Annotated in this window: 10 protein-coding genes; all 10 read right to left on the reverse strand. The window is 46.0% G+C overall.

The genetic code is table 11. From position 1 onward, the window contains the following. Nucleotides 1-93 precede the first annotated feature (93 nt). Complete coding sequence (gene nagE / locus RT269_RS17955) at nucleotides 94-1,527, reverse strand: N-acetylglucosamine-specific PTS transporter subunit IIBC (protein WP_313184616.1); 1,434 nt, start codon at nucleotides 1,525-1,527, stop codon at nucleotides 94-96. A 71-nt stretch (nucleotides 1,528-1,598) separates the two neighbouring features. Next, entirely contained in the window at nucleotides 1,599-1,841 is a 243-nt protein-coding gene (locus tag RT269_RS17960) for an HPr family phosphocarrier protein (RefSeq protein WP_313184617.1), read from the reverse strand. A gap of 20 nt (nucleotides 1,842-1,861) precedes the next feature. Further along, nucleotides 1,862-2,356: a PTS sugar transporter subunit IIA gene (locus RT269_RS17965; protein WP_313184618.1), complete on the reverse strand. Its 495-nt coding sequence runs from the start codon at nucleotides 2,354-2,356 to the stop codon at nucleotides 1,862-1,864. A 19-nt stretch (nucleotides 2,357-2,375) separates the two neighbouring features. Then, entirely contained in the window at nucleotides 2,376-3,203 is an 828-nt protein-coding gene (gene licT, locus RT269_RS17970; RefSeq protein WP_313184619.1) for a BglG family transcription antiterminator LicT, read from the reverse strand. 285 nt (nucleotides 3,204-3,488) lie between these two features. Further along, the gene (locus RT269_RS17975) at nucleotides 3,489-4,361 is read right to left on the reverse strand and encodes an ABC transporter permease (protein ID WP_313184620.1); all 873 of its coding nucleotides are present in this window, start codon (nucleotides 4,359-4,361) and stop codon (nucleotides 3,489-3,491) included. A 16-nt stretch (nucleotides 4,362-4,377) separates the two neighbouring features. Further along, nucleotides 4,378-5,322: an ABC transporter permease gene (locus tag RT269_RS17980; protein ID WP_313184622.1), complete on the reverse strand. Its 945-nt coding sequence runs from the start codon at nucleotides 5,320-5,322 to the stop codon at nucleotides 4,378-4,380. Continuing rightward, complete coding sequence (locus RT269_RS17985; RefSeq protein WP_313184623.1) at nucleotides 5,315-6,334, reverse strand: ABC transporter ATP-binding protein; 1,020 nt, start codon at nucleotides 6,332-6,334, stop codon at nucleotides 5,315-5,317. Before RT269_RS17985 ends, RT269_RS17980 begins: the two co-directional genes overlap by 8 nt. Nucleotides 6,335-6,337: 3 nt before the next feature. Continuing rightward, on the reverse strand, nucleotides 6,338-7,339 hold the full coding sequence (locus tag RT269_RS17990; protein ID WP_313184624.1) for an ABC transporter ATP-binding protein: 1,002 nt from the start codon (nucleotides 7,337-7,339) through the stop codon (nucleotides 6,338-6,340). Beyond that, nucleotides 7,336-9,018 carry an ABC transporter substrate-binding protein gene (locus RT269_RS17995; RefSeq protein ID WP_313184626.1) on the reverse strand — a complete coding sequence of 561 codons (1,683 nt, stop codon included), beginning with the start codon at nucleotides 9,016-9,018 and terminating at the stop codon, nucleotides 7,336-7,338. The genes RT269_RS17990 and RT269_RS17995 overlap by 4 nt, the downstream gene beginning before the upstream one ends. A gap of 304 nt (nucleotides 9,019-9,322) precedes the next feature. Then, the coding region (locus tag RT269_RS18000; RefSeq protein WP_313184628.1) for a sigma-70 family RNA polymerase sigma factor at nucleotides 9,323-9,742 on the reverse strand (420 nt) is incomplete at its 5' end.

Genomic DNA, 9,742 nt, shown 5'->3' on the forward strand with positions numbered 1-9,742 from the left:
CCCGTTTGGGACCCCGTAGGCTGACGGATTTTTGTCTCATATCCAGAATAAGAAAGCAGGGGCTGCTATATGCCCCTGCTTTTTGCCTGTTTATTACTGGCACAGCTTCTTAAATTCATCTGCAACAAACTGTACCTGGGTTCCTACGATAACCTGTACGCTGGTCTTACCTGGCCTGATTACGCCGGCAACGCCTGCGGATTTGATCTTCTTTTCGTCTACCAGAGTATAATCTATGACCTCCAGCCTTAATCTTGTAATACAGTTATCGATGCTGGTGATGTTATTCTTACCGCCAAGTCCTTCCAGAAGAATGGAAGCAACTGCCGTATAGTCATTATTGGAAAGAGTGACTGTGTTTTCATCTATATCATCATCTTCCCGTCCCGGAGTCTTAAAGTTAAACATTAAGATTGCAAGGCGGAATACGAAGTAGTAAACAGCTGCATAAACAAGGCCCAGCGGGATAATAAGCAACGGATTTACAGCCATAGGAGCCTTAAAGCTCAAGAACCAGTCAACGAAACCTGCACTGAAGTTAAAGCCTGCACGTACGGGAAGCAGGGAGCAGATCGCTAAGGAAATACCCGTTAAAATTGCATGGATTAAGTAAAGGCCTGGAGCAAGGAACATGAAAGCGAATTCCAGAGGTTCTGTTACGCCTGTAAAGAAGGAACAAACTGCTGCTGCAAGCAATAAACCATATGCATTTTTCTTTTTACCAGGCTTTGCGGTATGATACATAGCCAAAGCTGCGGCCGGAAGACCGAACATCATAACCGGGAAAAATCCTGTCATGTACTGACCAGTCTGGCCCAGGACACCATTTCCTGACCAGAAATTACCAAGGTCGTTTACTCCTGCAACGTCAAACCAGAATACGGAGTTCAGTGCGTGATGGAGACCTATCGGGATCAGAAGACGGTTGAAGAAACCATAAATACCAGCTCCTATTGCGCCCAATCCCAGGATGCCCTTACCAAATGCAACCAATCCTGAATATACAACCGGCCAAATGAAGAATAAAACAAGGCAGGCTACCAAAGAAACAAGTGCGGTAACAATGGCAACAGACCGTTTGCCGCTGAAGAATGCCAACGCATCAGGAAGCTTGGTATTCTTAAACCTGTTATAGCAGCTGGAACCGATGATACCGGATACGATACCGATAAACTGGTTTCCAATCTTACCAAAGGCAGGATTCACTTCGCTGATATCAATTCCTTTCAGCATGGCAACCACTCCAGGTGAAAGAATTGTCTGAATCATCAGCCAGGAAACAATGGCCGCAAGTGCTGCGGTACCCTCATGGTCATCAGCCATACCAACACCAACACCGATTGCAAACAGAACTGCCATGTTATCGATAATGGCGCCCCCTGCCTTAATTAAAAAGGCAGCAATGGCACTGTTAGCCCCCCAAGTGGGGTCTATCCAGTAACCAATTCCCATCAGGATGCCTGCCGCAGGCAAACATGCCACCGGAAGCATCAATGACTTACCTAGTTTTTGCAAATACTTCATCATAATAAAGAAACCCCTTTCTTTTTGTCCTACCGGACATTTTTTATCCATTCCTGCTGCCAAGCAGGTTCAGATCACATTTCTTCCAAAACGGCGCGAAACCCGGTCATGGCCGCCTCCTCATCCTCTCCGTCAAACCGGAACCGGATGGTGCTTCCTCTTTTGGCTCCAAGCCCCATTAATGCCAAAAGACTTTTGCAATCCGCTTTGTCTGATTCCCACTGGGCTTCTATGCTGCACGAATATTTCCTTGCTTCCATAAAGATCATGGAAGCCGGCCTGGCATGAAGTCCCAGGGGATCTTTTAATTCATACAAATACTCCCTCATTTTAATACCTATAATTCGATGATTGGTTCCAGTTCCTTTACCTGCATCCCTGTATGGCATACCATATCCGGATAATTCGGCGTATTACAAACGATAACCGGAGTAATCACCTCATACCCTGCTTCCTTTATGGCTGCCATGTCAAATTCAAGAAGAAGCTCCCCAGCTTTCACTTTGTCTCCTTGCTTTTTATAAGCAGTATAATGCTCCCCTTTTAAATTGACCGTATCAAGTCCTACATGGATAATGATCTCAGCGCCTTCCGGAGTCGTAATGCTGACAGCATGCTTTGTCTCAAACACCACCGTCAGGATTCCGTCGGCCGGAGCCACAATTCTACCTTTTGCGGGAATAATGGCGACTCCTTTTCCAAGGATCTCCTGGCTGAACGTGGGATCATTCACTTCACTTAAGGGCACTACTGTTCCTTCAACCGGGGCCAGAATTTTTTCTTTTTCTTTTTCTCCCCCTCCACCGAATATTTTCTTTAATGAATCAAACATATCATGATTCTCCTTTCTGTTATAGCCTCATTCTCTTGATGTGAACCGCCAGATATGCGGTCTCTTCTTCCGTTACATCGTGATGGTATGTTTCCATTATATAATCCTTGATTTTCAAACTGCACCTGTATTCCTCCGGGTACATCTCGGATATCAAATGGTTAAATTCAACATTCCCGCTGTTTAACAGCTCCTTTGTAACGATTCTTTGTGCCAGAAACCTTAAATGGGTAACAAACCGCTGATAATTTAAAGACATTTCATCAGGTTCCATTGAAAAATATTCTTTCACAATCCCTACGGTATTCTGGATCAGGTTTGTGATATCAATGGTATCACGCATGGCGGTATTAAATTCCGCATTGACGATGTGAAACGCAATGAAACCTGCCTCGTCAACAGGAAGGGATATTCCTATCCTCCGCTCAATTAATGCGATGGCGTATTCACCGATTAAGTATTCCTCTTTGTAGAAGGTTTTTATCTCATTAAGCAGAGGGTTTGAAAATTTCATCTTCTGCTTAAACCGGTGAATGGCAAAATTGATGTGGTCTGTCAGCGTTATGTATATGTTTTGATTAAGACTCCTGTTTAATACGCTTTTCGCGTAATTTATGATTTCCGTAGAAACCTGGATGTGTTCAAGGGGAAGGTTCACCAGCAATTCTTTGAATTTGTCAACATTGTTCTGGCTGTCCAGACGGAATACTTTTTCAACTGCGCGCTCCGGAATCTCTTTTCCCGGCTTCATACCGAAACCGATTCCCCTGCCCATGACTATAATTTCCTTTCCATCCGGCTCCAGCGCACTGACAATATTGTTATTGATTATTTTGTCAATTTTCATACAATGTCCCATCCTATAAAATAAAAAACCAACTTCGACCACGAAAATAAAATTTCATTTTCCATAATCAAAATTGGTTTTGCCTGCTTTCCAGTAACAATCCACTTTATATATCCTTGCTTTAACTATACCAGTTATTTCAAAAAAGTCAACAAAATTTTATACATTTTTTATATTTTTTATCATTCCTCGTTTTTCAGCCTGAAATCCTCTCTCCTATCCTCAAATCAGAATTTTAGCTAAAAAACAGACTACGGCCCTGTCCCATACACAGCGGTCTGTTAATCAATTTCCCGAAGGATCGAAAGCATCTCTTAACGCATCTCCGATGAAATTAATACTGACGACCAGCAATATGATCATCAGTCCCGGCGGTACCCACAACCATGGCTTGGAAGTGAGGATGGAGATGGACTGGGCTCCGTTTAACATATTACCAAGACTGGACTGAGGTGGTTGTATTCCCATACCAAGAAAGCTTAAGGCTGCTTCATCCAGCATCGATATGGCGATAACGGAGGTCGCATATACCAGAATGGGTGCGACCGTATTGGGAAGTATCTCAGAAAACAGGATATAACGCTTTGGCATTCCTGCGACGCGGTCCCCCTGAATAAAATTCATCTCCCGGATGGACAGGACATTCCCTCTGACCAGCCGGGCAATTCCGGGCCAGTCAACAAAACCGAGAATCAAAATAATATTTAAAAGGCCCGGGCGAAATATCGCAGCAGAAACTAATACAAGCAGGATATAAGGAAAGGACATGACCATATCAGTAAACCGCATGATAACCATATCCAGGATCCCTCCGAAGAACCCGGATACCAGGCCCAAAACCACACCCACAACCGTGGATACAGCTGTAGCGGCAAATCCTACCAACAATGAGATCCGGACGGCGTATAGCATTCTGCTTAATACATCCCTTCCCACCTGGTCGGTTCCAAGTAAGTTCTTTAAGGAAGGGGGATCGCTGAATCCGCCGACCACCTTATTCGGGTCATAAGGCGAAAGAACCGGCGCCAGCAGCGCACATAGGAGGATTATAGCCAGGAATACGGTGCTGGCCACAGCCAATTTGTGTTTTAAGAACCGCCTCAATACCGTATTGCGGTATGCATTATCTACACTGATGATTGTTTTATCACTATTCATTCATTTTCTCCTGCTTTTAATACGTAATCGTCGGATCTACCAGTGCGTAGATGATATCTGTCAGCAGGTTTGCCACCAGAACAACAATGGCGGACATCAGACAGACGCCCATAATGACCGGATAATCTCTGCTGATAATTGCACTCATGGTCATCATGCCGAGCCCTGGCCAGGAAAATACCTGTTCAATGATGATGGCTCCGCCAAACAAGATCGGTATATGCATTCCGAATACGGTAATGACCGGAATTAACGCATTGCGAAGCGCATGCTTATTAATGACCAGAAAGCGGCCAATCCCCTTTGCCCTTGCCGTTCGCAGATAATCCATCCGAAGTATCTCAAGCATGGAACTGCGGATATAGCGGATATTGGTCCCCGCCATGGAGGTCGCCAATACAATCACAGGCATGATCATATGCTTTAGGACGTCTACGGCACTTTTCTGCGCTCCCAGGGTATACATACCGCTGGAGGGCAGCCAGCCAAGCCTGACGGTAAAAAAATAGATCAGCACCAATGCCAGGAAAAAACTGGGAACGCTGCTTCCAAGAAAGGAAAGCGTGACTACGGTATAGTCCTGCGGTGTATATTTGTGGACTGCGCTATAGATTCCTGCCGGTACCGCAATCAGCATACTGACAAATAACGAGACGGACATGAGCAGTAACGTTGGCCCGATATAGGTTTTAATCATTTGGCTTACCGGTTGGAAACTCTTCATGGAATATCCCATGTTGCCCTGAAGAAGATTTGTCAGCCAGATCCAGTATTGTACATAGACAGGCTTATTAAGACCTAAAGCTATTCTTTTCGTTTCGATGGCAGCCTCGGACACTCTGGGGCCCTGGAGCAGTTCCAATGGACTTCCTACCATAGTCATGATCATAAAATCAATGATGGTTATGCCAATGAGGACCGGAACAGCGATAAGAATACGCTTGATAATATATTTAAGCATCCCCATCCTCCTTTGGCCGATTACCCAGGGTCAGCACCGGACAGGCCGCCAGATGCCCGCTTCCCGGCTGCACCTGGATCAGCGCCGGCTCCGATCGTTTGCATTCCTCTATGGCGTAGGGGCACCGGCTGTGAAAATGACAGCCGGAAGGAAGATCCTTATTGGAAGGCAGTTCCCCCTGCAATATCACTCTTTTTCTGCCTCTGGCCTCGGGATCAGGAATGGGTGCCGCACTGCATAATGCCTGGGTATAAGGATGCACCGGATTTTCAAACAGCTCCTTTGCATCCGCAAGCTCCACAATCTTCCCGAGATACATGACTGCGATTCGGTCACTGATGTATTTGACCGCCTCCAGACCGTGGCCAATAAACAGATAGGTAAGCTTTAGCTCCTTTTGCAGATCACGAAGCAGATTAAGAATCTGAGCCTGTATTGATACATCAAGGGCGCTGACCGGCTCATCGCAGATGACCAGTCTGGGGTTAAGAGACAGCGCTCTTGCGATCCCAATCCTTTGCCGTTGCCCGCCGGAAAATTCATGAGGATAACGCCCCTTCGTATTTTTCGGAAGTCCCACCATATCAAGCAGACGGTCAACTTCCCTATGGACATTTTGTTTTGTTGTGACGCCATGATACAGCATTGGATAGGATAGAGTTTCAAAAATACGTTTTTTCGGATTAAGGGAGGTATAAGGATCTTGAAACACCATCTGTATCTGGGTACGGATCTGCCTCATACCAGCAGCTGACCGGTCCGTGAACGGATATCCTTCATATACAATGCTGCCCTCTGTGGGAGTTTCCAACGCTGCCAGCTGCCGCCCTATGGTGGATTTGCCACAGCCGGATTCCCCTACCAGTCCCAGAGTTTCCCCCGGATACAGTTCAAAATCCACACCGTTCACTGCATGGATGTACCCAACTGTATGGGGAATAATTCCGTCGCGAACCGGATAATATTTTTTCAAGCCCTTTATCTCTGCCAGAGGTTGTCGTTCCTTTTGCATTTGTTAATTCCTTCCTGACACCTGCGTCTTCCTCTTCCGGATTTCCTCCGCCCGCCAGCATCTTGTCCCGTGACTATCTTCTATCTCAACCAGGCTTTGCTCCAGATCACAGCCATCGGTCATATACGGACATCGGTTTGCAAAGCGGCAGCCGGTGATCTCACCGTAAAACTCTGGAACAGCACCCTCAATCGTCAACAGTTCTCTCTCTTCTTTATCTCTGATGCTGGGAATGGATTTCAGCAGAGCCTGTGTATAAGGGTGTCCCGGTCTTTTAAACAGATCAAGAACACCTGCCTCCTCCACAATCTGTCCGGCATACATAACCATAACCCGGTCCGCCATTTCAGCTACCAGTCCCATGTCATGGGTAATTAAAATGATTGACATATGAAGCTCCTCACGCAAGTTCCTTAAGAGTTCCATAATCTGTGCCTGAATCGTAACATCCAGCGCAGTGGTTGGCTCATCCGCAATGAGAAGCTTCGGATTGCAGGCAAGCGCCATGGCGATCATTGCCCGCTGCCGCATTCCTCCAGACAGTGTATGCGGATATTTGTTCATAATAGAAGAAGGATCCGGAAGCCCCACCTTATCCAGGAGGAGCAGTGCCCGTTCCTTCGCTGTTTTCCTGTCCAGGTTCATATGAATCCGCATGGCTTCCATGATCTGGTTCCCAATGGTGAATAACGGATTTAAGCTGGCCATGGCGTCCTGAAAGATCATGGTCATCTTACTCCCGCGAATACGGTCCAATTCCTCCTCCGGCAGATGAAGCAGTTCCTGCCCGTCAAAGACCACCTTACCTCCTGTGATTTTACCATTTTCTCCAAGCAGACCCATGACTGACAGAAGCGTAACGCTCTTACCGGAGCCGGATTCTCCAACGATGCACAGGATCTCACCTTGATCTACATGAAGGCTGACCCTGTCTAAGCATTTGATATCTCCGGCACCGGTGGAGAATGCCATTTCCAGCGAATCTACTTCCAGCAGAGGTGTCATTGCGTCACATCCCATTCGTGGACGTTATTAAAAGAGCCATATACATCCGGCGCCGCATTCTCCACCCTTTTATTCACAGCTCCGATTGCACTTATGATATAGGCAGAAATCATCGGGACCTCCTGCTGCATGACGTTATCGATCTTTCGATATTCTTTCTTGATTTCATTCACGTCACTGGTCGCCTGGGTCGCCGCCAGGGCCTGTGTTACGGTATCATTTACATAGCCGGTCCAGCCGTCCGCAGATAATAACCAGTTAACGTCCGGATAAGGATCTACCGGTGCATAGGTATACTGCACTGCCAGCAAATCAAAATCCTTACTTCCCGCCTTGCTCATTAAACTGGATAAGTCCACGGTTGTCACCTGAATCTTAAGTCCGATTTCCTGCAGCTTCGCAGCAATATAATCTGCGGCCTGGCAGAAAGTGGAATCTCCGCTGTTTACATAGAAATTTAATGTCCTTGAAGCATCCCAGCCGTCTGCGACTGCCTGTGCGACCAATTCTTTCGCTTTCTCCGGATCGTAAACAGTGGGCGTCAGGCCCTCGTCATAAAAAGGTCCCGCACTGGATAGGAAGCCGTCAACCACTTCGCCTTTTCCGTTTAAAAGACCAGTTATTATGGACGGGCGGTCAATTCCATAAAGAATTGCCTGACGGATGCGGGGATCCGTTACCGTGGTGGTATTAAAGAAGATCGACTGGTTGATAACAGGAGCACCATAGTTGACCGTCACATTCCCAAGGGCTTCTACGCTGGCATAATCCTCCTGCAGGATGTTACCGGTGGTCTGCTGTACAAAATCAATCTCTCCTGATTGCAGCCCGGTCAGCAATTGTGCCGCAGGTACGATCTTGATATTTAACCTGTTAATCTTTGGAGCGCCCTTCCAGTATGTATCATTTGCCTCATAGGACACATAATGCTGCAAATCAACGGAAGTGATACGGTAGGGTCCGTTAACTACTGTCGGAGCGTTGAACCAGTCATAACCAGCCAGGTCCTCATCCGCTACGCTCTCAAGAACATGTTTGGGCAGTGTCAGTATATAGCGTCCATATGTATTCTGGAAGGTGGTAAGAGCCATCTGATATTTGGTCGTGAATTCGACGGTTTTATTGTCAATTGCCTTAACGCCGGATATCTCCGTCGCTCCCGCCTCTGAAAAACCGTCGTCGCCCACGCCTTCAATGGCATAGAGCGCCATGCTTGCATTGGCACGGACGGGGCTTGACAGCTTAAGAACGGTGTATACGACGTCATCTGCAGTTACTGCCTGACCGTCGGACCAGTTTGCATTCGGATCAATATTCACGGTGAAATGTATATTGTCCTCCGTAGTAATAGAAGAAGCCAGCATTCCCTCAAACTCCAGATTGCTGTTTAATTCAACAAGAGGCAGGAATTCCATTGCCGTGGAGGTCTTCATGATCTCAGTTGCATCCATCAACAGGGGGTTAACGCTGCTGATAGAATCGGTCATTCCAATATTAACGATCTTATCCTCTGTACTCTCTCCCTTTGCGGAATTATCCTCTGCCACATTACCCTTAGCCGGATTCTCAGCTCCCGGATTGGGATTTGACTTTGCACAAGCCGCAAGAGATACCACCATACCGAAAACAAGCATAGATCCAATTACCTTATGCAGTTTTTGAAAGACTACTTTTTTCATAATTGTCCTCCTCCTTAAATAAACATAAAATTTTCTCAGATATTTGTGCTGCGCATTGTACGCATTTCTTATATTAAAGAATACATATATGTTTAGTATGAAATATCCTTTTTTACATAGTATTATGATTTTGTTTTTTTGTCAACCATATTAATCACAATTTGCAGCAAGTCTTTATAAGAACACCCTGACCGGCCAACGCATTGTTTCATGACAGCAAAGAAGTCCGGAACGCCCTGTTTATCGGGCCTCCCAGACTTTTTACTCAACCATCAGAGATGGGATAATTTAATAATGCTTCTTTTTAAATACAATTCTTTTTAAGTTCGTCTCTCAACCGCTCCAAAGCCTTTTTTTCCAGCCTGGATACGTAGGATCTGGATATTCCCATGACATCCGCGATCTCCCGCTGCGTATACTCTTTTCCTCCATGCAGACCGTACCTCATTCCGATTATGGTTTTTTCATTTTCCTTAAGACAACTGTCAAAGGCCTCATACAGTTCCTTAATATCCTGCTTTAAAATAATAGATTCCAGAGTCTCCTTATTTTCCATTTCAATGACATCCACTAAGCTTACAGTCTCTCCATCCTTGTCTACGCCAATGGGTTCAAACAAAGAAACCTCTTTTGAATATTTCTTGTTCGCACGAAGAAGCATTAGGATTTCATTCTCCACACACTTGGCCGCATAAGTGGCTAGTCTGGAGCCTCTGTCCGGGTG

Origin of the sequence: Lacrimispora sp., from assembly GCF_032078915.1 — a bacterium.
Taxonomy (GTDB): Bacteria; Bacillota; Clostridia; order Lachnospirales; family Lachnospiraceae; genus Lacrimispora.